At 60.5% G+C, this 23,253-nt stretch carries 19 protein-coding genes; 6 read left to right on the plus strand and 13 right to left on the minus strand.

Features of this window, described 5'->3' with window-relative positions; genetic code table 11:
* Window positions 1-53: 53 nt before the first annotated feature.
* Together HBO23_RS01580 and HBO23_RS01585 are read right to left on the minus strand one after the other, a co-directional pair.
* Window positions 54-1,028 carry a D-glycerate dehydrogenase gene (locus HBO23_RS01580; RefSeq protein WP_017138168.1) on the minus strand — a complete coding sequence of 325 codons (975 nt, stop codon included), beginning with the start codon at window positions 1,026-1,028 and terminating at the stop codon, window positions 54-56.
* A gap of 142 nt (window positions 1,029-1,170) precedes the next feature.
* On the minus strand, window positions 1,171-2,139 hold the full coding sequence (locus tag HBO23_RS01585) for a LysR family transcriptional regulator (protein WP_017138167.1): 969 nt from the start codon (window positions 2,137-2,139) through the stop codon (window positions 1,171-1,173).
* A gap of 182 nt (window positions 2,140-2,321) precedes the next feature.
* Here HBO23_RS01585 and HBO23_RS01590 point away from each other — a divergent pair, with 182 nt between their 5' ends.
* The 4 genes from HBO23_RS01590 to HBO23_RS01605 are packed head-to-tail and all read left to right on the plus strand — an operon-like array spanning window position 2,322 to window position 7,082.
* Window positions 2,322-3,833 carry an efflux transporter outer membrane subunit gene (locus tag HBO23_RS01590; RefSeq protein WP_169986928.1) on the plus strand — a complete coding sequence of 504 codons (1,512 nt, stop codon included), beginning with the start codon at window positions 2,322-2,324 and terminating at the stop codon, window positions 3,831-3,833.
* 10 nt (window positions 3,834-3,843) lie between these two features.
* A complete protein-coding gene (locus tag HBO23_RS01595; protein WP_169986930.1) occupies window positions 3,844-6,021 on the plus strand; it encodes an FUSC family protein in 2,178 nt (725 codons plus the stop codon).
* Window positions 6,011-6,211 carry a DUF1656 domain-containing protein gene (locus HBO23_RS01600; protein WP_017138164.1) on the plus strand — a complete coding sequence of 67 codons (201 nt, stop codon included), beginning with the start codon at window positions 6,011-6,013 and terminating at the stop codon, window positions 6,209-6,211. Before HBO23_RS01595 ends, HBO23_RS01600 begins: the two co-directional genes overlap by 11 nt.
* 10 nt (window positions 6,212-6,221) lie before the next feature.
* Window positions 6,222-7,082, plus strand: coding sequence for an HlyD family secretion protein (locus tag HBO23_RS01605; RefSeq protein WP_170036293.1), 861 nt, complete (start codon window positions 6,222-6,224; stop codon window positions 7,080-7,082).
* Between the two features lie 103 nt (window positions 7,083-7,185).
* Here HBO23_RS01605 and HBO23_RS01610 read toward each other — a convergent pair whose 3' ends face one another.
* Together HBO23_RS01610 and HBO23_RS01615 are read right to left on the minus strand one after the other, a co-directional pair.
* Entirely contained in the window at window positions 7,186-7,587 is a 402-nt protein-coding gene (locus tag HBO23_RS01610; protein ID WP_017138162.1) for a nuclear transport factor 2 family protein, read from the minus strand.
* The gene (locus HBO23_RS01615; protein WP_017138161.1) at window positions 7,580-8,773 is read right to left on the minus strand and encodes an MFS transporter; all 1,194 of its coding nucleotides are present in this window, start codon (window positions 8,771-8,773) and stop codon (window positions 7,580-7,582) included. The genes HBO23_RS01610 and HBO23_RS01615 overlap by 8 nt, the downstream gene beginning before the upstream one ends.
* A 111-nt stretch (window positions 8,774-8,884) precedes the next feature.
* Here HBO23_RS01615 and HBO23_RS01620 point away from each other — a divergent pair, with 111 nt between their 5' ends.
* A complete protein-coding gene (locus HBO23_RS01620; RefSeq protein ID WP_099548417.1) occupies window positions 8,885-9,742 on the plus strand; it encodes a LysR family transcriptional regulator in 858 nt (285 codons plus the stop codon).
* On the opposite strand, the gene HBO23_RS01625 is transcribed toward HBO23_RS01620, so the two are convergent.
* Together HBO23_RS01625 and HBO23_RS01630 are read right to left on the minus strand one after the other, a co-directional pair.
* Window positions 9,739-10,551: an SDR family oxidoreductase gene (locus HBO23_RS01625; RefSeq protein WP_099548418.1), complete on the minus strand. Its 813-nt coding sequence runs from the start codon at window positions 10,549-10,551 to the stop codon at window positions 9,739-9,741. The genes HBO23_RS01620 and HBO23_RS01625 overlap by 4 nt on opposite strands.
* A 14-nt stretch (window positions 10,552-10,565) precedes the next feature.
* Complete coding sequence (locus HBO23_RS01630) at window positions 10,566-11,030, minus strand: multidrug transporter (protein WP_069786112.1); 465 nt, start codon at window positions 11,028-11,030, stop codon at window positions 10,566-10,568.
* A 219-nt stretch (window positions 11,031-11,249) separates the two neighbouring features.
* On the opposite strand from HBO23_RS01630, the gene HBO23_RS01635 reads away from it, so the two are divergent.
* Complete coding sequence (locus HBO23_RS01635) at window positions 11,250-14,765, plus strand: hypothetical protein (protein WP_225933029.1); 3,516 nt, start codon at window positions 11,250-11,252, stop codon at window positions 14,763-14,765.
* An 85-nt stretch (window positions 14,766-14,850) separates the two neighbouring features.
* Here HBO23_RS01635 and HBO23_RS01640 read toward each other — a convergent pair whose 3' ends face one another.
* The 7 genes from HBO23_RS01640 to HBO23_RS01670 form a co-directional block, all read right to left on the minus strand.
* On the minus strand, window positions 14,851-15,126 hold the full coding sequence (locus tag HBO23_RS01640; RefSeq protein WP_017138156.1) for a DUF3077 domain-containing protein: 276 nt from the start codon (window positions 15,124-15,126) through the stop codon (window positions 14,851-14,853).
* Window positions 15,127-15,444: 318 nt separating this feature from the next.
* A complete protein-coding gene (locus HBO23_RS01645) occupies window positions 15,445-16,896 on the minus strand; it encodes a mannose-1-phosphate guanylyltransferase/mannose-6-phosphate isomerase (protein ID WP_017138155.1) in 1,452 nt (483 codons plus the stop codon).
* Window positions 16,897-17,083: 187 nt separating this feature from the next.
* The gene (locus HBO23_RS01650; protein ID WP_056858954.1) at window positions 17,084-17,740 is read right to left on the minus strand and encodes an alginate O-acetyltransferase AlgF; all 657 of its coding nucleotides are present in this window, start codon (window positions 17,738-17,740) and stop codon (window positions 17,084-17,086) included.
* A gap of 16 nt (window positions 17,741-17,756) precedes the next feature.
* Window positions 17,757-18,929, minus strand: a complete 1,173-nt coding sequence (locus tag HBO23_RS01655) for an alginate O-acetyltransferase (RefSeq protein ID WP_017135221.1) — start codon at window positions 18,927-18,929, stop codon at window positions 17,757-17,759.
* Window positions 18,930-18,940: 11 nt separating this feature from the next.
* Entirely contained in the window at window positions 18,941-20,473 is a 1,533-nt protein-coding gene (locus HBO23_RS01660; protein WP_170036295.1) for an MBOAT family protein, read from the minus strand.
* Between the two features lie 208 nt (window positions 20,474-20,681).
* Window positions 20,682-21,791 carry a mannuronate-specific alginate lyase gene (locus HBO23_RS01665; RefSeq protein WP_017135219.1) on the minus strand — a complete coding sequence of 370 codons (1,110 nt, stop codon included), beginning with the start codon at window positions 21,789-21,791 and terminating at the stop codon, window positions 20,682-20,684.
* A gap of 8 nt (window positions 21,792-21,799) precedes the next feature.
* Window positions 21,800-23,248 (minus strand): alginate O-acetyltransferase, encoded by a 1,449-nt coding sequence (locus HBO23_RS01670; protein WP_170036520.1) that lies wholly within the window; start codon window positions 23,246-23,248, stop codon window positions 21,800-21,802.
* Window positions 23,249-23,253: the final 5 nt, after the last annotated feature.

The following is a 23,253-nucleotide window of genomic DNA, read 5'->3' on the forward strand; positions in this document are numbered from 1 at the left end:
CCATCGCAGGCAAGCCAGCTCCCACACAAAACCCATCCCATATGAGATCGGCGTCAGCCCTTCCAGACCTGCGGGTTCACCAGATCCTGCGGACGTTGCCCCAGCAAGGCGCTGCGCAGGTTGTCCAGGGCGCGATTGGCCATGGCTTCACGAGTTTCATGCGTAGCCGAGCCGATATGCGGCAGGGTCACCGCATTGCTCAGTTGGAACAGCGGCGATTCGGCCAGCGGCTCTTGCTCATACACATCCAGCCCGGCGCCACGGATTTTCTGGGTTTGCAGCGCCTCAATCAGCGCCGGTTCATCCACCACCGGCCCACGGGAAATATTGATCAGGATCGCACTGGACTTCATCAGCCCCAATTCGCGGGTGCTGATCAAGTGGCGGGTCTTGTCGCTCAACGGCACCACCAGGCAGACAAAATCCGCCTCGGCCAGCAACTGGTCCAGGCTGCGCAACTGCGCGCCCAGCTCCTGCTCCAGCTGGGTCTTGCGGCTGTTGCCGCTGTACAGAATCGGCATATTGAAGCCCAGGCGCCCACGCCGGGCCACGGCTGCGCCGATATTGCCCATGCCCACTATGCCGAGGGTCTTGCCGTGTACATCGCAGCCAAACAGCGGCGCGCCAACGCTGGCTTTCCACTGGCCGGCCTTGGTCCAGGCATCCAGTTCGGCCACGCGGCGCGCGCTGCTCATCAGCAGGGCGAAGGCCAGGTCGGCGGTGCTTTCGGTGAGTACGTCCGGGGTGTTGGTGAGCATGATCCCGCGCTCGTTGAAGTACGGCACGTCGTAGTTGTCGTAACCCACCGACACGCTGGACACCACTTCCAGCTTGCTCGCGCCTTCCAGCTGCGCACGCCCCAGCTTGCGGCCTACGCCAATCAGGCCATGGGCGTGGGGCAGGGCTTCATTGAATTGAGCATTGATGTCACCCAGCTTGGGGTTCGGCGCGATCACCTCGAAGTCCTGCTGCAGGCGTTCGATCATTTGCGGGGTGACACGGCTGAAGGCGAGGACAGTCTTTTTCATTGCAGAACTCCGCTCAAAATGTGGGAGCTGGCTTGCCTGCGATGCTGGCGCCTCGGTGTATCAGCAGTACCGAGGCGATGCTATCGCAGGCAAGCCAGCTCCCACAGTAAATGGATGGTGTTTGTGGGGCCGTATTCCAAAATCAGTTCGCCAGGCGTGTGCCGCCCAGGCTGCCACTCAACTCATACGCCACCAACTCCGCCTGATGCGCCGCCAGAATCTCCGGCAACGACCCTCTCAGGTATTCCACCCAGGTCTTGATCTTCGCATCCAGGTACTGGCGCGAGGGGTAGATGGCATACAGGTTCAGCTCCTGCGAGCGGTAGTTGGGCATCACCCGCACCAGCGTGCCGTTACGCAAACCTTCAATAGCCGCATACACCGGCAGCAGGCCGACGCCCATGCCGCTGGTGATCGCGGTTTTCATCGCATCAGCCGAGTTGACCAGGAACGGCGAAGTGTTGATCGCCACGCTTTCCTGGCCTTCGGGGCCGTTGAAGGTCCATTTGTCCAGCTGGATCACCGGGCTGACCAGGCGCAGGCAGGCGTGGTTGAGCAAATCCTGGGGCCGCTGTGCGCAACCTTTGGCCTTGACGTAATCCGGCGAGGCACACGCGATGCTGTAGGTGATGCCCAGGCGCTGGGACACAAAACCCGAATCCGGCAGCTCGCTGGCCAGCACGATGGACACATCGTAACCCTCGTCGAGCAGGTCCGGCACGCGGTTGGCCAGGGTCAGGTCGAAGGTCACGTCGGGGTGGGTGCGACGGTAACGGGCAATTGCGTCAATCACGAAATGCTGGCCGATGCCGGTCATGGTATGCACTTTCAGCTGCCCGGCGGGGCGTGCGTGGGCGTCGCTGGCTTCGGCCTCGGCTTCCTCGACATAAGCCAGGATCTGCTCACAACGCAGCAAATAGCGCTTGCCGGCCTCGGTCAGCGCGATGCGGCGAGTGGTGCGGTTGAGCAAGCGGGTTTGCAGATGGGCCTCAAGGTTGGAGACCGCGCGCGAGACGTTGGCGGTGGTGGTGTCCAGTTGCACGGCGGCGGCGGTGAAGCTGCCGGCCTCGGCCACGCAACTGAAGGCGCGCATATTTTGCAAAGTGTCCATGGAGTGTTCTCAAGGGAGATAGCAAATTGTGACAGAAAGTTACGCCGTCCAGTGATCCCTACCAACGGATTATCGCCTGAACGGTAACAAAGATTCACAGGAATGCCAGCTTATCGTTCCCCATGGCGCCCCCTAGAATTGCGCCACCTTCCCCGCCTCACCACCTCAGGAATTCGTTCGCCGTGCCGCGTCGCATCAGCAGAGAGCTGAAGGCTCTCAGTGTTTTGGCCTTATCGTTAGCAATCAGCGGCTGCATCGGAACCGGAGGAATCGCCCCCCAAGGCCAAGCCTTCAACGCCAATACCCTGGCCACCGACGCCGCCATCCAGAGCGCCGCGCAGGACGCCCACTGGCCCACCACACAATGGTGGCAAGCCTATGGCGACATGCAACTCAACCGCTGGGTCGACCTCGCCACGCAAAACAGCCCGAACATGGCCATGGCCGCCGCGCGGGTGCGGGAAGCGCGGGCCCTGGCCGGGATCGCCGAGTCGGCTGAGTCGTTGCAGATCAACAGTGACACCACGCTCAAACGCCACAACTGGCCGAAAGATCAGTTCTACGGGCCGGGCGAATTGAGCGGTGCCAATACCTGGGACAACACCGCGTCCCTGGGCTTGAGCTACGCCCTCGACCTGTGGGGCCGCGAAAGCAATGCCAGCGAACGCGCCGTCGACCTGGCGCATATGAGCGCTGCCGAAGCGCGTCAGGCCCAGCTCGAATTGCAGAACAATGTGGTGCGCGCCTATATCCAGCTGTCGTTGCACTTCGCCAACCGCGATATCGTCGCCGCCACCCTGGCCCAGCAACAGCAGATCCTCGACCTGGCCAATAAGCGCCTGAATGCCGGCATCGGCACGCATTTCGATGTGAGCCAGGCCGAAACGCCCTTGCCCGAAACCCATCGCCAGCTCGACGCACTCGACGAAGAAATCGCCCTGAGCCGCAACCAGCTCGCGGCATTGGCCGGTAAAGGCCCAGGCGCAGGCGCGCAACTGCAACGCCCGAGTTTGTCCTTGGCCGCGCCGCTGAAGCTGCCCTCAAGCCTGCCCGCGCAATTGCTCGGCCAACGCCCGGACGTGGTCGCCAGCCGCTGGCAGGTCGCCGCCCAGGCGCGCGGCATCGATGTGGCGCACGCCGGTTTCTACCCCAACGTCGATCTGGTCGGCAGCCTCGGCTATATGGCCACCGGCGGCACGATGCTGGGGTTTCTCAGCGGGCAGAAATTCAACTACACCGTCGGCCCGGCGATCAGCCTGCCGATCTTCGACGGCGGTCGTTTGCGTGGGCAGTTGGGCGAAGCCAGCGCCGGTTATGACATCGCCGTGGCCAAGTACAACCAGACGCTGGTCAATGCGCTCAAGGGCATCAGCGACCAGTTGATCCGCCGCGAATCCATGGACAAGCAAGCCACCTTTGCCGCGCAGTCGGTGGCCTCGGCGCAGAAAACCTACGACATCGCCATGATCGCCTACCAGCGCGGCCTCACCGATTACCTCAATGTGCTCAACGCTCAGACCTTGTTGTTTCGCCAGCAACAGATCGAACAACAGGTGCAGGCCGCGCGCCTGAGTGCCCATGCCGAACTGGTCACGGCCCTGGGTGGCGGGCTCGGCGCCGGTAACGACGTACCACCGGACGCCAAGACACTGCCGAGCAAAACCCCGGCGGCGCTCGCCGTGTTTGATCACTGAGTAGACTGTAATGACTCCCTTGCCTGCACCGCTGCGCTGGTTGCACTCCCTTGAGTGGCGCCGTGGTTTTTTCGACTGGGCCCGCAGCGACGGCGTGACCTGGGTGTATATCTTCAAGGTGCTGATCGCTGCGTTCCTGACGTTGTGGCTGGCCATGCGCCTGGAGTTGCCGCAACCGCGCACGGCGATGATCACCGTATTTATCGTGATGCAACCGCAGAGCGGCCAGGTGTTTGCCAAGAGTTTCTATCGCTTCCTCGGCACCTTGGCGGGCTCGGCGGTGATGGTCTTGTTGATTGCCTTGTTTGCGCAGAACACCGAATTGTTCCTGGGCGCGTTGGCGATCTGGGTGGGCATCTGCACCGCTGGCGCCACGCGTAATCGCAACTTTCGCGCCTACGGCTTTGTACTGGCCGGCTATACGGCGGCGATGGTTGGTTTGCCGGCGCTGGCAAACCCGGACGGCGCGTTTATGGCGGCGGTATGGCGCGTGCTGGAAATTTCCCTGGGGATTTTATGCTCCACCGTGGTCAGCGCCGCGATCCTGCCGCAAACCTCCAGCGCGGCGATGCGCAACGCCTTGTACCAGCGCTTTGGCGTGTTCGCGCTGTTCGTCACCGACGGCCTGCGTGGGCGCAGCCAGCGCGAAGGTTTCGAGGCCAGCAACGTGCGTTTTATCGCCGAAGCCGTGGGCCTGGAAGGGCTGCGCAGCGTCACCGTGTTTGAAGACCCGCACATGCGTCGGCGCAATGGTCGGCTCAGCCGCCTCAACAGCGAATTCATGAGCATCACCACGCGCTTCAACGCCCTGCACCAGTTGCTCGAACGGTTACGTGCGCACGCGGCTGATCATGTGGTGGCTGCGATCAAGCCCGGCCTGCAAGGCCTTGCCGAAGTGCTCGACGGCTTCTCCGGTCGGGCGCTCACCAGCCCCGACGCCGCACGGCTGGTCAACCAACTCAGCGCCTACAAAGACGAGCTTCCCGCCACGGTGCGTGCCCTGCGTGCAAGCTTTCAGGAAGCCAACCCAAGCGAAGCTGAACAGCTGGATTTTCATACCGCCTACGAGCTGCTTTATCGCTTTGTCGATGACTTGCACAACTACGCGCTGACCCACGCTTCCCTGGCCGACCACAGCCATGAGCGCGAGCAGTGGAACGAGACCTTTATCCCCAAGACCAACTGGCTGGCCTGCGCGGCTTCGGGTATTCGTGCGTCGTTCATCCTCATTGTGCTCGGCAGCTACTGGGTGGCCACCGCCTGGCCCAGCGGCGCAACCATGACGCTGATTGCCGCCGCCACCGTCGGCCTGTCCGCCGCCACGCCCAACCCCAAGCGCATGGCCTTTCAAATGGCCTGCGGCACCTTGATCGGCGCACTGGTTGGCTTTGTTGAAATGTTCTTCGTGTTCCCCTGGATCGACGGCTTCCCGCTGCTGTGCGTGATGCTCGCGCCGGTGATCATCTTCGGCTCGTTCCTGGCCTCACGCCCGCAATACGCCGGGGTAGGCGTGGGCCTGTTGATCTTTTTCAGCACCGGCTCGGTGCCGGACAACCTCACGGTCTACAACCCCTACACCTTTATCAACGACTACATCGCCATGATCATCGGCATGCTGGTGTGCGCGGCGGCGGGGGCGATCATTCTGCCGCCCAACAGCCGTTGGTTGTGGCGCCGTTTGGAGCAGGACCTGCGCGAGCAGGTTGTGTATGCGATCAGCGGCAAGCTCAAGGGCCTGGCGTCGAGTTTTGAAAGCCGCACCCGCGACCTGCTGCACCAGGCCTACGGCCTCGCCGTTGGCCAGCCGCAGGTGCAGCGTGATTTGCTGCGCTGGATGTTCGTGGTGCTGGAAGTCGGCCATGCGATCATCGAACTGCGCAAGGAACAGGCGATTTTGCCGGTGCACCCGGCGTATGCCCAATCCCAGCCGTGGCGCCAGGCGATCCGCGTGATGGGGCGCTCGCTGGTGCGGCTGTTTTTGCAACCGAGCGCGAACAATCTGGAGCGTGGACTGGTGGCTGTCGACCATGCGATCAGCCGTGTGCAGGCCACCGACGAACCCTTCGCCCCGCATTTTGATACCTCGGCGCTGCGCCGGGTGAAAAGCTACCTGCACTTTATCCGCACCTCGCTGCTAGACCCGCAATCGCCATTGGCTGCTCTCAAAGGAGCCCCGCATGCCCCGTGAAATCGCATTCCATGGCCTGTACATGCCGACCATGACCCTGTTGTTTTTTATCGCCGCAGGGTTGGCCTGGGCGTTGGACCGCTTCCTGGCCGGGTTCGACCTCTACCGTTTTTTCTGGCACCCGGCGCTGCTGCGCCTGAGCCTGTTCGTTTGCTTGTTCGGCGCGCTCGCGCTGACCGTCTACCGTTGAGAATGCCCCGATGAAAAAGTTTTTCAGCCTGCTCGCGACCTTGCTGGTATTGGCATTGGCGATCTGGATTGGCCGCACGTTGTGGGTGCACTACATGCAAACGCCGTGGACCCGCGATGGCCGCGTGCGCGCCGACATCATCAATGTGGCGGCCGACGTTACGGGCGAAGTGGTGGATGTACCGGTGCGTGACAACCAGTTGGTGAAGAAGGGCGACCTGCTGATGCAGATCGACCCCGAGCACTACCGCATTGCCGTCAAACAGGCGCAGTCGCTGGTGGCTTCGCGCAAAGCCACCTGGGAGATGCGCAAGCTCAACGCCCACCGCCGTGCCGACCTCGACGCGCTGGTGATCTCCAGGGAAAACCGCGACGACGCCAGCAACATCGCCGACTCGGCGTTGGCCGATTACCAGCATGCGTTGGCGCAACTGGAAGCCGCTGAACTTAACTTGAAACGTACGCAGGTGGTGGCGGCAGTGGACGGTTATGTCACCAACCTCAATGTGCACCGTGGCGACTATGCGCGTATTGGCGAGGCCAAGATGGCCGTGGTCGATATGAACTCGTTCTGGGTCTACGGCTTCTTCGAAGAGACCAAGCTGCCCCATGTGAAGGTGGGCGACAAAGCCGATATGCAACTGATGAGCGGCGAGACGCTCAAGGGCCACGTGGAAAGCATCTCGCGGGGTATCTACGACCGCGACAACCCCGAGAGCCGTGAGCTGATCGCCGATGTGAACCCGACCTTCAACTGGGTGCGCCTGGCCCAGCGGGTGCCGGTGCGGATTCATATCGATGAAGTGCCCGAAGGCGTGCTGCTGGCGGCGGGGATCACCTGCACCGTCATCGTCAACCCAACGCAACATTAAACTGTGGAAGCTGGCTTGCCTGCGATAGCGGGCTGTCAGTTGACCTGTTTTCAGCTGACCCACCGCCATCGCAGGCAAGCCAGCTCCCACAGTTTTGGCTGTGTTATGCCTTGATGAAGGTTTCATGCAGATGGCGCCACAACAGCGCGCCACTTGCCTGCTTCTCAAACACCACGGTGGCGCGGCGGTCAGTCTGGGTGCCGCTGTCATCAATCTGGTGTTCGCGGTAAGTCACCGTGGCGCCGCGCGCGTGCCGGTCGATCCCGGCCATTTCGCTCAAGGTGATCTTCAACCCCGGGCGCATACCGCCCAGGCGCGTGAACAACGCTTTAACCCCGGCTGTATTCACTCTCGTGCCGGTGGCGGGTGCGACCATGCTGAAATCGGGTGAAAAGCGCGCAAGCAAGGTTTCCAGGGTGCCTTCAGGCGCAACCCCGGCAAACCATTGCTCGATCTCGACGTGGGTCTGGATCACTTCTTCAAAAAAATCGTTGTAATCAATCATGGCTAGGCTCGCTGGCAGGGTGAAGCAGCGTGCGGACTCTGGATGTATCCAGGCGCAACACGGCAAAAAGGGGCAGCAGTGTCAGGGCTGCGGCTATCGTGAAGGTTATGACGAAGGAATCCAAGGCCGACAACAACGCACTGAGGGCGGCAGCGCCGAGGCAGAAGCTGACTTGTCGATTGATGTTCCACAGCGCACTGGCGTGGCCCATGCGCTCGGCGGGTATGTCGAGAAACGCCAAGGTCTGCGCCGTGCTGCTGCACAGGCTGCCGCCCAGGCCCATCAACGCGTAGGCCAGAATAATTACGGCCGGTTCGGGTTTTGTCAGCAGCAGGATGCCGATGCATTGCAGGGCCATGCCCGCCAGCAGCAAGGGTTTTGGGCCGTAGCGGTTGAAGCGTTTTTTGCTCAGGAAAATCGCCAGTGCCGACGCCAGCGCCCACGGCAACATCAGCGCGCCGGTGTGTGTCGCGTCGTAGCCCAGGCCGCGCAGGTAGAGAATAGCGATCAGGCTGGTGCCGATAAATATGCCGGGGATGAACAGATAGACCAACATCGCCACGCGCAGCATCGGGCTGCGGATCTGTTTGAAAATACTGCCCACATCCAGGGCCGGGCGCACCGTTACAGGTGCATCAGGTTTTATCCACAGCAGTGCCAGCAGCAACGTGAGCAACGCCAGCGGCAGGTTGGCGTAGAAGATCCAGCGCCATGACACACTGTCGACGATCAGCCCGCCCAAAGCCGGCGACAATGCCGGTACCAGCAGCGCCACCGACATCACGCTGGCTGTCAATTGGCTGCGTTCTGCCGCTGGATAGTGCCGGTAAGCCATGGCCTGGCCCACGGGGATCAGCAAACCACCGCCCAAACCTTGCAGCGCCCGCCAGCCAATCAGCGTTTCGATGGAACCCGCCTGGCCAACCATCACCGAGGCGCCCGCGAACAACAGCAGGCTCGCCGCGATCAGCGTTCGTTCGCCCATGATCGCCGCCAGCCACACACTCAACGGAATGATCACGGTCAGCCCGAGTACGTAGGCGTTGCTGATCCACGCCAATTGCGTGACCGAGGCGTGCAGTTCGCGGGCGATGTCCGGGTAGGCAACGGTGGCGACAAACATGTTCACCAGGTCCAGGGCAAAGCCGAGTAAAAAGATCCAGGCGACTTTCGAGCGGTAGGTCATAAACGCGATCCTGCGAGTGAAGCGGGCAGGGTAGGTCGCAAGCAGCGTTTGGGATACGGTGATTTGACTGTTAGTTTGTCAAAAATATTTTGACAAAGGAGGGCGCGGCCAATGGTCAGCCTGGACCGATTCGACACCTTCAAGGCCGTGGTCGAGGCCGGCTCGCTCACCGCCGCCGCCGATCGGCTGGGCCAGACCCGCGCCGTGGTCAGCTTCAACCTCAAGCGCCTTGAGGCAGAACTGGGCGTGACCCTGTTAACTCGCAGCACCCGCCAGTTGGCGCTGACAGATGCCGGTGAGCGCTTTTACCTGCGTTGCACGCGCATGCTGGAAGAAGCCCGGCTGGCGGTGGAAGAAGCCCGTTCTGAACATGCCCAGCTCAAAGGCACCTTACGCATCACCACCACGGTGGAATACGCGTTGGCAGTCGTTGCTCCTGCGGTGGAGGCTTTTCGGCGCCTGCACCCGGACTTGAACATTCACTTATCCACATCCTCCACCCATGCCGATTTGATCTCCGAACGCTTTGACGTGGCGATTCGGTTGGGGCGACTGCTCGACTCCAATCACCGGGCGGTGCAGCTGTCGACCTTTGAGGTGTTTGCTGTCGCCGCGCCTGAGTTTGCCCTGGTGCAAACCCTGGATGCGTTGGAGCGCGTGCCCAAGTTAGGCCATGGCCGTTTGACGGAACTGAGCCTGACCGACCCGGCCGGCGGCGAGCATCAATACCGTTCCGGCCCTGCGGCACTGGTGGCCGACAGTGCGTCTGTGCTCCAGGCTTTTGCCGTGCGTGGGCATGGTGTGGCGGTGCTGCCGCAATGGCTGGTGCAGGGTGATCTGGACGCGGGGCGGTTGGTGCGCTTGCTGGCGGACCATCGCTTCGCGCCGCAAGGGATTTACGCCATGTACCCGGATACACGGCATTTGCCGCTGAAGGTGCGGGCGTTTATTGATTTTATGAAGGGCTAGAGTGAGCCAGAGAGTCCGAACCGCTTCTTCAGGACTTTCTCCAGCAACCCTTTTGGCAACAGCGCCGCCATCAACGGCAACGCTCGGCTGCCATTGCCCGCACGTAACATCCGTGGCGGTGTTGGGTGTTGCACAGCCTTAAGCACTTGAGCTGCAAACTGCTCGGCCGAAGTCGGGTTGCCCTGTGAGGCCTGGGAGCGCGCACGAATACCTTCACGCAACGGCCACCAGGGCGATTGTTCGTTGATCAGCAGCTCAGCCTGGGCGCCGGCGTTTTTCGCGAAGCTTGTATTGATTGCTCCCGGCTGTACTTCCAGCACGCGCACGCCAAACGGCGCCAGTTCCATACGCAATGCATCGCTCAAGGCATGCACCGCCGCTTTCGAGGCGCAGTACGCACCGGCAAACGGCGTGACCAGCACACCCGAAACGCTGCCGATATTCACCACCAAACCTTTACTGCGCCGCAGCGCGGGAAACAGCGCCTGGGTGACGCCGACGATGGAAAACACATTGGTCTCGAACTGGCGCTGCATGGCTTTGGTGCCGCCGTCGAGCAGCGGCCCCATGGCGCCGTAGCCGGCATTGTTGATCAACACGTCCAGTTCGCCGAGCTGTTCGGCCAGGCGCTGCAAGGCCGCGCTGTCGTTGACGTCCAGTAGCACGGCATTGAAGCCGGCAGCAGCGAGGGCGGCGACGTCCGCTTCGCGGCGGGCGCTGGCCCACACGTCGAAGCCGGCGGATTTGAAGGCGTCAGCCAGGGCGCGGCCAATGCCACTGGAACAACCGGTGATGAGTACGTTGGGCATGGATCAATCCTTTGTCAGTCCGAGAAACTGCCTTGCAGGTGCTCGGCGCGAAATTCCAGGGTTTGCGGGCGGTAGCCGGGGCGCAGCGGCGGCGTGGGTAAACAGTCGTCCCAGGTGGCGCCGGCCTGTAATTCGCCGGGGCCGCGGTAGCGCGGCGCAGCATAAACGTTATCGGCCAGGTTCACCGTGTCCCCCGGTGCATACGCTGCGAGGCGCCAGCGCAATTCAGTGAGCGGCACGTCGTTGCCGTTGATCAGCACCAGTTTCAACGGTCGGTCGGCCGGGCATTCCTGCGGCGCGTAGCTGATGCGCAGTTCCAGGCGTGCCAATTGCGAGGCTTCGCGGCTGTCCAGCCACACCACCCAGATGGCGACAAAACCCAGGCCGACGGCGGCGGCCAGCGATACCGGCAAGGCTTTGGCGGGGTAGCGCAGCAGCAGGATCAGCCAGGTGATGATCAGTAGAACGCCGAAGAACATGATGATGACCTCGCGAAGGGATAGACCATCGTACCTGTGGCTGGGCCGGGTTGACTATCTACGGGCAGAGACAGGGTCTGTGCGCTGCATTGAACACATGATCAAACAAGTTTTTTTAGCGGTTTTTATACGAATCGACACTCAGGAAGTACCGAAGCCTGTCGGAACAGAGCGCCTCGACAGGTCCTACTTCAAGTCCATTTATGTGAGAAAGAGTCGATGATTTACCGCCCCCTCAGTCCAGGCAATCAGCAACCGTTTTTGGCTATAACGCCATCCTCTTCATTGCCGGTTGAACCACCTCCTGCGGCGGTGGGCAATGAACCGTTGCAAGCGCCTTCGGCTCCCCAAACGCCCAGGGTGCCTCGGTTGCGCAGAGCCACACTGGAAAACGCTCCGGCCCGCGACACCTCTAAGCCTTCGGCGCTGACGCTCAGTCAGCGCCAAGAATTGGCAGGGAATATTCATACCAATTATTGCCTGACGGTGGCGTTGGAAGAGATCCAGGCGGCCATCACCGAGGATCCGAGTCTGGATGTTGCAGCGTTGCTCGAAGTGAAGAAATTTTCCGCTCATCACGTTTCTACTTTTGGGCGCGCCTATAAAATCGCGCCGGGCGAGGATGTGCCGCTGGCGTGGTTCCTGCGGGAAAATCAATGGCGGGTCCCCAAGGATCTCGGGCAACTGGCCAACCTCATCGCCGTGTGCAAGGAGCCGTTGCCTGAGCCGGTTGAGCACGGCAATTACTGGGGGCTGTTATCCCAGCCCGCCACATTGGACAGTGGTCAGCGCACCCGGCTAAGCGAAATGGCGGCCGCCGAAATGGCCACGCTGTCGCCTGGCAAAGGCATCTTCACTGCTTTTTTTGAGAAGCATGGGGCTTCGCTCCAAGGCATGAGCGCCGCGCAGCTGCTTGAAAGCATGCTGGGCAGTGCTCAGATCAGAAACTTGGGCCAAACGCTGGAAATGGCCCTCAACAGTGACGCGTCACTGACCAGCAAAGATGCAAGTTGGGCGTTGGCGGCAATGGTGCTGGAGCTGGATCCGCGGGCCGGCAGCAAGCGTGGCGTCGTGGCCGGGTATGACCTTTACCAGCCAGCCAATCGAGATGTCCATCCTTCGGTGGTCGTCTCGCGCCTGGAGAAACATCTGGTGGACCAGGGCAAGGTGCCTGTCGAGCTGGCACCGGCCGCCGCGCGCTTATTGCTTGCAGGCGCTGACCCTGCCTTCATTGCCGAAGATATGCCCAGCAACCTGGTGGTTAAGTCTGCGGCCTTTGCCAAGCTGTCGGCGGTTGTGCAGGCGCAAGAGTTTTGGACGCCGGGCATTGCGACATACACCGATTTTCAAACGTTCATGAGGCTGGCCAATCACAGTCCTGTCTCGGAGGCCGAGGGGGTTGTCGAGGCCAAGGCTCAGTCCAATGCGTTGATTCAGTGGGGCGTTGCCCAGGATGAAATGGCAGGTAAGGACGATGAAGACTATACGTCGCAAGACGTGGTCGGGTTACGCGACGCTTTCAATGAGGAACTCTCCTCATTGAAAAAAGCCCATGAGCAGATAAGCGCCGCCATGCCCACCCGCGAGAACATCGCAGTTGAAAACCTGAAAGAGGCCTATGGGGCCGATCACTCATTTGATGTGCGTAATATCAGCATTGCCAACATCGATGCCAGTGAAAGCCAGTACCACTCGTTACTGGATATCTACATGTCAGGAAAGATGGACCGTATCCCAAGAGGGCAGCGGTACGATTTTCAGTTAGGTAACCGTTTCACCCGGGTCAAGCCGCTTCCTGATGTCAACCAGGCATTCGACAGCCAGTTCGATAGCTACTTCAACAACTTGAAGGAGGGCGTGACAACCACCTCCAGACACCAACTATTGCAGCTGTCTGCGCAAGACAGACACACCATCGCGTCGGGTAAGGTCGAGTTTTTTTCTCTACGCAAAGCCGGTGTTGCGCAGGCTGAGGAGACGGAGAGCCCGGAACAGGCACAAGCGGCCAAGGCGCGTTACGGACTGTTGATGCGGGTGCTGACCAAAGTCGACAAAAACGGCAGTGACCGGGACGTTAAAAACCTGCGCCATGTGTACTACGAAGTGTTCCCCCTGCAAGGCGTCATCCGCCGTCGCGACGACCTGCCCCGGTATCTGCCTAACCCCCCTCCACGAGTGGCCAACGCTCAAACCTACGCCACGACTCAGGCTAAAGGGGTCAGTGTTCCGGTCGATTATGAGGCCTATGAAAACGGCACCCCGCCACAGGCCGGCAAGGTTTCGACGGGGCTGTTGACTCAGCAGCTCAACGCGCCTTATTTGCCTGAGCCCAGGCAAGGGCAGGACGCCAGTTCCGCGGTTTCCGTGAATGCTCGGTTCGACACGATCGCCAAGGTGATCGCCGACCACCTGTTACATGATCGCGATGCCATAAAGGCAGGCGCCAAAGGCGTGACCGAGGTGGAAAAGGAAGAGGCCGGCATCAAGGCCGCGCATGATTTTGTGACCGGATTGATTCCGTTTAAAAATGCCATCGAAAACGCAGTCAAGGGCAATACCGGCGCGGCCATCAAGGACTTTGCGCTGGATATCTTTGGTTTCATCCTGCCATTCGGCAAAGGGCTGGGGCAGGCGAGCAAAGCGTTGGGCAAGTTGAGTGAAAAGCTCGGAACACGGGCGTTCAAGGTGTCCGATACGGTTTTGCGCTCAGTTGCCAGTGGCTTGAACCCCACCGACGGTCTGGGAGACCTGGCAGTGGGGCTGGCAAGGGGCGGGAAGACAGTGTTGAAAAGTAGTTTCGGGGAGCTGAAGCAAATATTGCAGGAGCAGTCTGTCAATGTTGGCGTCTCTGGGAAGGTAGCGAACACGGTATCCGACATCGCCGGCACCGGTCGCCAACTGCCCGACTACAGTGCTCACTCACTGCCTGATAGCCTGCTTGAGGGCCGGAATATAAAAGGGGATGGCACTTACCAAGTCGGTGATCAGCACTATGTTCGTTTCACCGATGGCACAGCCACCAGCCGAGTATTTGAAATCAGCCGGAACTATAAAGTTGCGGGCGGCCAGGTTCGGGTTATTGATCCTGTCACCCAGAAAACGGTGATGTTCCTCCAGCCAACAGGCACCGGCGAATGGCGACTGAACAGCCTGCTGGGAGGCGTCAAGCCCGAAACACTGCAACGCATGAATGGGATCAGGCCTGCGCCGCAAAAACGTCCTGCCGGGCAAGGCAGCTCTGGTTCAGCCGCAGGCGTGGGGGGGGCCGGCAGTCAACCGGCCTTTAAACGACCCAAGTTGCCTGAAGTTTTCCAGGGTGAAAAGGCGCTGATGGATCCGCCCGTCAAAGGCGAGAACCGTTTCTACCATTACACCGGGGCAAAGTCTCATGCCGCAATCAACAGCGATTGGCATTTGCAGTCCTCGGTGCTTAACGTGGATGGCAAGCCGTTACCGCGTGGGAAAGGCAGGCATTACTTTACGGATCTGGCGCCTGATGATGCGGCAACCAAAGAGATCTCCACGACTATTTTTGGGCGCCGGCGACATGGCAACCAATTGGACAAGATGACGCATTACTACGAGGTCAATACCTCGGGGCTGGCGGTCATGAAAACCGATAACCCACATATTTTTTATGTGGAGACGACATACGCCCTGCCCTTGAAGTACAGCGTCGAAGGTGAGCCGGTGAGTCGAATCATTACCCACGGGCAAACGCCATTCACTGCGTAGCCTCTACGGCCCCTCCCGCATTTAACCGCGTCCCTGCTTTGAAATACGGCCAACGGCGGGAGGGGGCTTGCTCCCGATGAATTGCTTACTGAGCAGAAGAATCCGCCTGCAAGCCTTCGATGGAAGCCTCAACCAATGCCAAACCGGTTTCGGCTAATTGCAGGCTGGCCCAGTTCAGGTAGCTCTGGTGTTCGGTGCACAAGTCTTGAGCTGCCAAGGTGAGCACGCGCGCGGTGCCTAAAACATAGCTGGCATGTTCCAGTGCATGTTCGATGGGAATGCCGGGTTGTACGCAAAAAAGAGGTTCTTCACTGCGGTCGCTGGGGCCGAAGGGGGTGGGGCGGGTGGTTTGTTTGGACATGGTGGATCTCCTGATGAAAATGGGATCCTATGAGTTCGCGAGGCCGTCAAACCTCATCACGAATGAGTCGTGACAGGCGCGAGGATAGGCGGATGGGGGCAAGGGTCAATGCTGGCGGGATGCTTTCGGACGCCATCGCAGGCAAGCCAGCTCCCACATTCGACTGCATTCCAAGGGCATACCCGGTCCAACTGTGGGAGCTGGCTTGCCTGCGATGAGGTCCTTACGGTCACTGCAAAACCCAAGAAAAAGCCCCCACCCAGCCCACTGCGGATAGGGGACGCAACGGGCTGGATGAGGGCTTCTTGTACGACCGTGTTACTGCGCGATAGTTTTCACCGAAACGCCACGTTCAACCGGCGTCGAGCGACCGTAGATATCTTCAAAGCGCTCGATATCGTCTTCGCCCAGGTAGCTGCCCGATTGCACTTCGATGATCTCCAACGGGATCTTGCCCGGGTTACGCAGGCGGTGCACCGAGGCGATCGGGATGTAGGTGGACTGGTTCTCGCAGAGCAGGAACACGTTGTCGTCACAGGTGACTTCGGCCGTGCCGCTGACCACGATCCAGTGTTCGGCGCGGTGGTGGTGCATCTGCAGCGACAGGCACGCGCCCGGCTTGACCGAGATGTGCTTGACCTGGAAGCGCCCACCCATGTCCACCGAGTCGTAGGAACCCCACGGGCGGTAGACTTCGCAGTGGTTCTGGGTTTCGCTGCGGCCCTGGTCGTTGAGGGTGGAGACCATCTGCTTGACGCCCTGGACCTTGTCCTTGTGGGCAATCATCATCGCGTCCTTGGTTTCCACCACCACGATATTGTCCAGGCCGATCACCGACACCAGCTTGCCGTTGCCGTGGATCATGCAGTTGCGGCTGTCCTGGATCACCACGTCGCCTTTACTGACGTTGCCATTGACGTCTTTGTCATTGACCGCCCACAACGAGGCCCAGCAACCCACGTCGCTCCAGCCGGCACTCAACGGCACCACGCAGGCGCGTTGGGTTTTTTCCATCACGGCGTAGTCGATGGAGTTGTCCGGGCAGCAGGCGAAGGTAGATTCGTCGAAGGTCACGGTGTCGGCATCCTGCTCGCTGCGCTCCAGGGTCAGCACGCAGGTGTCGTAGATGTCCGGGTCGTGTTTTTTCAGTTCTTCAAGAAAACGGCTGGCGCGGAACAGGAACATGCCGCTGTTCCAGAAGTAGCCACCGCTTTTGACGAACTCGACGGCGCGTTTTTCATCGGGTTTTTCCACGAACTGTTGCACGCGGCTGACGCCTTCGGGCAGCAGCGAATCGTTGCTGGACTTGATGTAGCCGTAACCGGTTTCCGGGCGGGTTGCCGGCACGCCGAACAGCACCATCTCGCCACGCTCGGCCGCCACGGTGGCCAGGGCCAGGGCGCGTTGGAGGGCTTTCTGGTCGTCGATCACGTGGTCGGCGGGCAGCACCAGCATCAGCTCGTCACGGCCTTCGTTGACCAGCATCATCGCAGTCAGGGCCACGGCCGGCGCGGTGTTGCGGCCGAACGGCTCCATCAGGATGCGTTGGCATTCGAGCTTACGCGTGCTCAGTTGCTCGTTGACGATGAAGCGGTGGTCCTTGTTGCAGACCACGATCGGGGCGTCCATGCCTTCGAACACCAGGCGCTCCAGGGTTTGCTGGAACAGTGTGTGTTCGCCGGTCAAGGCCAGGAATTGCTTGGGGAACTGTTTGCGGGAAAGCGGCCAAAGACGTGAGCCGCTACCACCGGAAAGGATTACTGGGATCATGGGTGTTTCTCCTTGAATCGATTTGGGTCAGAGCTACGAAGGTTTGTCGTTTCACTCTTGTTTTTGTCTCGGTCCTGAGTCGAAACGCGCACAGTGTGGGAGCTGGCTTGCCTGCGATGGCGCCTTCAAGACCGCCATCGCAGGCAAGCCAGCTCCCACAAGGGGCCGTGTCAACTCAGGGAAATCATCAGCGGGTCGACACGGGGCGCTTGACCCACACTGGCGAAATGCTCGAGCCGGAACCGGTCACGTACAGCACCGCCGCTTCACCCCGTTCCAAAGCCACCGGCTTCACATCGCCGACTTTCTTGTCACCGTCGTACAACGCCAGGCTGACTTTCACCGGGTTGATTTCGCGCTCGCCACGGCCCTTGGCAGCCACCGACTTGACCACGTCGGTCTTGCCGTCGGCGGTTTTCAGGGTCAGGGCCTTGTCGCTGAGGTTCTGCACACGCACCAGGGATTTCTGCTTGTTCTTGAACGGCGGCTCTTCGATCAGCTGTGGCTGGCCGCTGCCGCTGTTAACCAGGGTGTAGTAGTGGTCAGCGGCAAGTTTGACCGGCACGGTCTGGCTGCCGACCTTGGCGCTGTAGTCGCCGCCGGGCATGAAGCTGAAGTCACTGCTGGCCAGCGGTGCCACATCGCTCAAATTGGTCGCGCCGACAGTAGCGCTGACTTCCTGGTTCGATGCGTTGTAGATCCGCACGAAGCTGGAGCCTTTTGGTGCCGTCGGGCCGTAGAGGGCGGCGTCGCCCCCGGCGAAGGCGGACATCGATACGAAGCTCATGCCGGCTGCGATAGCCAGGGTTTTAGCGAGACGACGAGGAGTAGTAGTGAAAGTCATGTGAGTTACCTCTCTTTCAGTTTTGCGCCCGGTCGGGCGTCTCGGATTTTTGAGTGTTCAAAGCCATGTTCTGTTGGCGCGAACCGGCTTGTTTAAGCTGCGCAACCCACTGCGGGTCGGCATCACCGATTTCGTTGTTGACGGGCAGATAACGTTCCGGAAACTCCCAGATCAGCACTTGGGGCGGGCTGTTCTTGAAGTCATCGCTTTTCAGGTAGCTGAGCATCGGCAGGATCGGGCCGTGGCCGTCTTCGGAGTAGTTGATGACGTCGCTGTGCAAGGCTTGCTTGAGCGCGCCGACGAAGTTCCAGTTGGGGTTGGCGCTGTAGCTGGTGCCCACCAGAGCCACTGGCGTTTCACTGTCGGCAAACAGGGCGTCGTCGCCTTTGTTCTCCGCCAGGTGCGTGACGCGTTTTTGCAGCGGCTCTTTAGGCGGCATCAGGTTTTCAAACAGTGGGTCCAGCGGCAGGAACAGGCGCAGGTCGCCTTTGTGCGGTTCGGTTTTTTCGGCTTCGGTGACAAAGCGCTGTGGCTCACCGCTCAACGGCGTCTTGTCGGCAATGGTCTTGGCCAATTGTTTGGCAGCGATTTCCGCACCGTCCGGGGTCCAGTGGGTATCGGTGCGCAGGAACACTTGCGTGCCGCCCAGCTTGGCCTGTTGCAGCGGGCCAAGCAGGTCAGGGGCGATGATATTGTCGGCCGCGACACGGGCGTGGAAGTCCTCGTACAGGTTGGCGTGGATGCTCGCCGGTTTCACTTTACCCAGGTGTTCCGGGTACAAGCGCACCTTGGCCGGCACGATCGCCATCACCAGTTGGATGCCCTGGGCCTTGAGTTTTTGGCGCACGCCTTCGACCAGCGCGTAGTTGCCTTGCAGGTTCTGGTCTTCGTTGACGATGGGGTTGAATTCCTCGTCGCTGTACAACCAGTGGTCGCGGCCCAGCACCACGCCGGGGCGGCCTTCATTGAACAGCTTGTAGTCCAGCGCCGCCCAGAGGTTGGTGCCCAGGCGCTTGATCGGGAACTCATCGTCGTAGTGGGTCTCGACGGCCTTGGTCCAGCGGCCGTTGAGCACGGTGGCGTCGGCGTTGGTGCTGAAGCCGAAGAAGCTGCGCAGCGACCAGGCGCCCAAGGCCAGCAGCACCAGCAGGAACAGCGTGATATAGAGGACGCGAAATGAACGGGTCATGGTCGGCTCCCTCAAAATTGGAAGTAAAGGAACGGCGAGAAACTCTGCGCCGACAGTTTCAGAATCGAGGCCACGAACAGCAGCAGCACGGTGGCGCGCATGGCGTAGCGTGGCCAGTCAGCGGTCCAGTAGGCCGGTTGCACGGCGGCGTCCTGGCCCACGCTGAAACCGGGCTGGTGGATGCTGCCTGGGTTGTCGCCCGGTACTGCCTTGATCAGGCTCGGGTCGGCGGGTTTGGCTTTTTCGGCAGGGCGATTGTTGTAGAAATCGCGCAGGCCAAAGAACGCCAGTGTTGCGTAGGCCACCACCAGGGTTGCCACTTGCAGGCCAGTGAGGCTGGCGCGGTTGAGTTCTGACAGCGACCACTCGCCAAAGCTGAACATCGCACCGTACATACGGCCTGCGACGTGCAGGTTTTCGGCGCGGAAGATCACCCAGCCCATCACCACCAGCAGGAAGGTAAAGGCCCATCGAACCACGTTGAAACTGCGTGGCGCGGTATTCAGGCCGATGGCTTTTTCAATCGCCAACCACATACCGTGCCACGCGCCCCACACGATGTAGGTGATGTTTGCGCCATGCCACAGGCCACCGAGCAGCATGGTCAGGAACAGGTTGCGATAGGTGATCAGCGTGCCTTTACGGTTGCCGCCCAGGGTGATGTACAGGTAGTCACGCAGCCAAGTGGACAGGCTGATGTGCCAGCGCCGCCAGAACTCGGTGATCGACTGGCTGATGTACGGCTGCTTGAAGTTTTCCATGAAGCGGAAACCCATCATCAAACCCAGGCCGATGGCCATGTCGCTGTAGCCGGAGAAGTCGAAGTACAGCTGCGCGGTGTAAGCCAGCGCGCCGAGCCAGGCGTCGCCCGTGGTCGGGTTTTGCAGGGCGAAGCAATGGTCGGCCACCACCGCCAGGGTGTCGGCGATGAAGACCTTCTTGATGAACCCCTGCATGAACCGCGTGCAGCCCTCGGAGAACTTGTCGAGGGTGTGGGTGCGGTTGTTGAACTGGTCGGCCAGGTCACGGAAGCGCAACACGGGACCTGCAATCAGGTGCGGGAAGATCGCCACGAACGCCGCGAAGTCGATCAGGTTGCGGGTTGCCGGGGTATCGCCTCGGTACACGTCGATGATGTAGCTGATGGACTCGAAGATGTAGAACGAGATGCCAATCGGCAACAGCACGTGGGTGAGGATAAACGGCTCCAGGCCCGCCGACTTCATCATCACATTGATGCTGTCGACGCCGAAGTTGGCGTACTTGAAGTAGCCGAGGATGCACAGGTCGACAGCCACGCCGAGCAACAGCCAGCGCTGCGCTGGTTTGGTGCGCACGCCGGCGGCACCGACCTTGAGGCCGATCCAGTAATTCCACAGCGTCACGGCGGCGAACAGCGCCAGGAAGTCCACTCGCCACCAGGCGTAGAACACGTAGCTGGCAATCAGCAGCAGCAGATTGCGATAGCGTTGCCCGCTCAAGTAGTACAAGCCGAGAAAGATCGGCAAGAACAGAAACAGGAACACATTGGACGAGAAAACCATCCCGATCTCTCCATGTTTAACCAACAGTCAAGGGCCAACGGCCCCCCCAAACCCCCCACGAAATCTGGGAGGGTGTACGCGTTCAGTGTGGGAGCTGGCTTGCCTGCGATGACGGTGTGTCAGTCGACATCAATGCTGAATGTCATACCGTCATCGCAGGCAAGCCAGCTCCCACATTTGGACCGAGTCCAGGTGTGGGAGCTGTGTATCAGCTGCCTTTGTTGCCTTTTTCGTGCGTCGGGTCGTAGACCTTGGTCAGGTCACCGCCGAGGCGGAAAGTCTTGAACGGCTGCATGCCGTGCTTGCGCTCGATCACCTCCGGCGCGCAGGTGTAGAGGGTGCAGAAGGGTTCAAGCCAGGCAAATTTCATGTCCTCCTTGAGGTCCTTCATGTCCTGCTCTTTGCCGTTCTTCTGCTCGAAGATGTCCGGGTCTTTAACCCCGGCCAGCACCTTGTCGCCCAGGCGTTTGAGCGCGCCGTTATTTTCCTGGCGCAGGTCCACACCGTTGACCAGCGCAAAGCTGGCGATCATCGACAGCGGCGGCAGCGCGTAGTTGTGGTACGCCAAGGCGCGTTGCTGGCGCTTCAGTTCGTTGGGCAAGAACCCTTGGGCGTCCACCTGATTGGCGCCGACCTTGTATTCTTTCACCGCCCAATCAAACAGGTCGCGACGGTTGGTGGCGATGGACGTGGCCATCACCGACCACGCGGCCCAGTAGGAGTGGTTGTTGGTTTTATCCAACGGCAGGTTGTCCCAGTCGCTGACGACTTGATCGGCGAGTTTGTTGAACCAGGCCTCGATCAATTGCGATTCCTGCTGATGGTTAGCCAGCGGGTGCGAGTCGGAGAACTTCAGGCGCACATAGGCCGACGCCATGCTGCCCAGCGCCCATTTGCGCATGGACTTGCCGGTGTGGTTGAAGTCCTTGGACATCAAGGCATCGGCCTTGGCCCAGCTCGTAAGCCAGTTGAGTGTGCATTCCAGCTGCTCCGGGCGGCCGTCGCGCATAAACTGCATCACGCGTTTGCTGGTGTCTTTTTCCAGCTTGGTGATGTCGGCAGTGCTGTCACGAAAGGCTTTTTCCGATTGCACATTCAGGGTGGCGCGGGCTTTGTCCGAGCCTTCGTACTTGCTGCGAAATTGCAGCGAGCCGGTGTACGGCGCCGGCATGGCGTCGCAGTCATTCTTGAAGTCGCCGGTCTTGAACGCTTCCACCGGGGCGAAATAGCCTTGAGGTGGACGCAGTGGCGCGGCGGCGTTGACTACACCTGCGAACATCGCCAGGCCCAGCAGCGTTGGAATCAATAATTTCTGCATAAGTAACCTCACTTCCCAAGCTGGGCGGTCTGTTGACCACCCGCCGAGAACACGTTGCGTGTGCAAATTTTCGCTTCGACTTTCTGCGCGGCAGTGCCCGCTTCGGGGCCTTGCACTTCCACGGCCAGCAAGTTCTGCGAGGCCCAGTCTTCATCGGTGCGCAGTTCAAAGGCGAAACGCCCGTCTGTATCGGATGTTTCGGGTTTCTCGATCTTGATGTCCTCGTGGCGCCCGTTCATGTACCAGAGGGTGGCTTGCAGGGTTTTCACCGACGGGTCGGCGAAGCGGATATCGACCTGATGGTTGGCATTGCGCAGGTCTTTGTTCGAGCTGTTGACCATCAACTCGTTCTTGCCGGGTTTGAGCGTGGTGCTGGCGCTCATTTGCGCAGGCTTGCCTTCGCAGCCGTTGTCGAGCAGCGCCATCATCTGGCGGTAGATGGTTTCCTGGTCGAGGCGGTACAACGGCGAGAATTCCCAGATAAGGATTTTCGGCGGGGTTTTCTGGAACTCGTCGCTGCCCAGGTACTGGATCATCGAGCCTTCCAGACCGCCGCCGGGGAAGGCGACGTTAAGGATGTCGGCACCGATTTCCTGCTCCAGGAAGCCGGCGAAGTTGTAGTTCTTGCCACTGTGGCTGGTGCCCACCAAGGTGATCTGCGGGTTGCCCGAATCGCCGAACAGGTCGCCGTCACCGGCTTCGCCTTTAGGCTCGGTGGTGAATTGGTCCATGTACTGGATTGCGTAGCTGGTGCCGCACAGTTGCCCGGCCATATTGTGCAGGGTGCCGGTCTTGCCCATGCGCCCTGAGCGTTTGGTTTCGAATTCGCGCTTGGGAATATCGGCAAACTCGGGCATGGCCCGTACTTTGGCGCCGACGATTTTTGCCGTGCGTTGGGCGCCATATGGCGTCCAGTGCTGGTCACCACGGAAGTAGAAATCGTGGGCCGGCAGTTCATCGGGCAACTGTTCGTTGGTCAGCGGCGACAGGTCCGGCACCACATAACCCATCTTGGCAAAGCGGCCGAGCATGGTTTTGTAATTGCCCAGCGCCTTGTCGAAATCGAACGCGGCTTTTTCCTCGGGGTTGAGCTTGTTGCGGTTCACCAGGCCTCGGGTCGGCTGATAGACCACCACCAGCTCCACGCCCTTGGCCTTGAACGCATCGTGCAGTTGCTGCATGCGTTTGTAGCCGGCGGGGCTGGTGTCGAATTCGGTGCGCAAATCTTCCTGGGTACGGAACAGCCAGTCGCCCTGGGCTTGCACCAGGGTGGTGAAGTTCTGCTGGTAGCGCGTGGTGTAGTTCTTCGCGTCATGGGCGGCCGGGCACAGGCTGCAGCACGGTTCGGCGGTAAAGGTCGGCGCCTTGATTTCGTCGGCGCGCACGCCCTGGCTGGCCGCCAGCAGGCCGAGGGTCAGACCCGAGAGGCTCAGCAGTTTGATCATGTGTGGGTGCATAAGGG

The organism is Pseudomonas sp. WS 5532 (assembly GCF_012985445.1).
Taxonomy (GTDB): domain Bacteria; phylum Pseudomonadota; class Gammaproteobacteria; order Pseudomonadales; family Pseudomonadaceae; genus Aquipseudomonas; species Aquipseudomonas edaphica.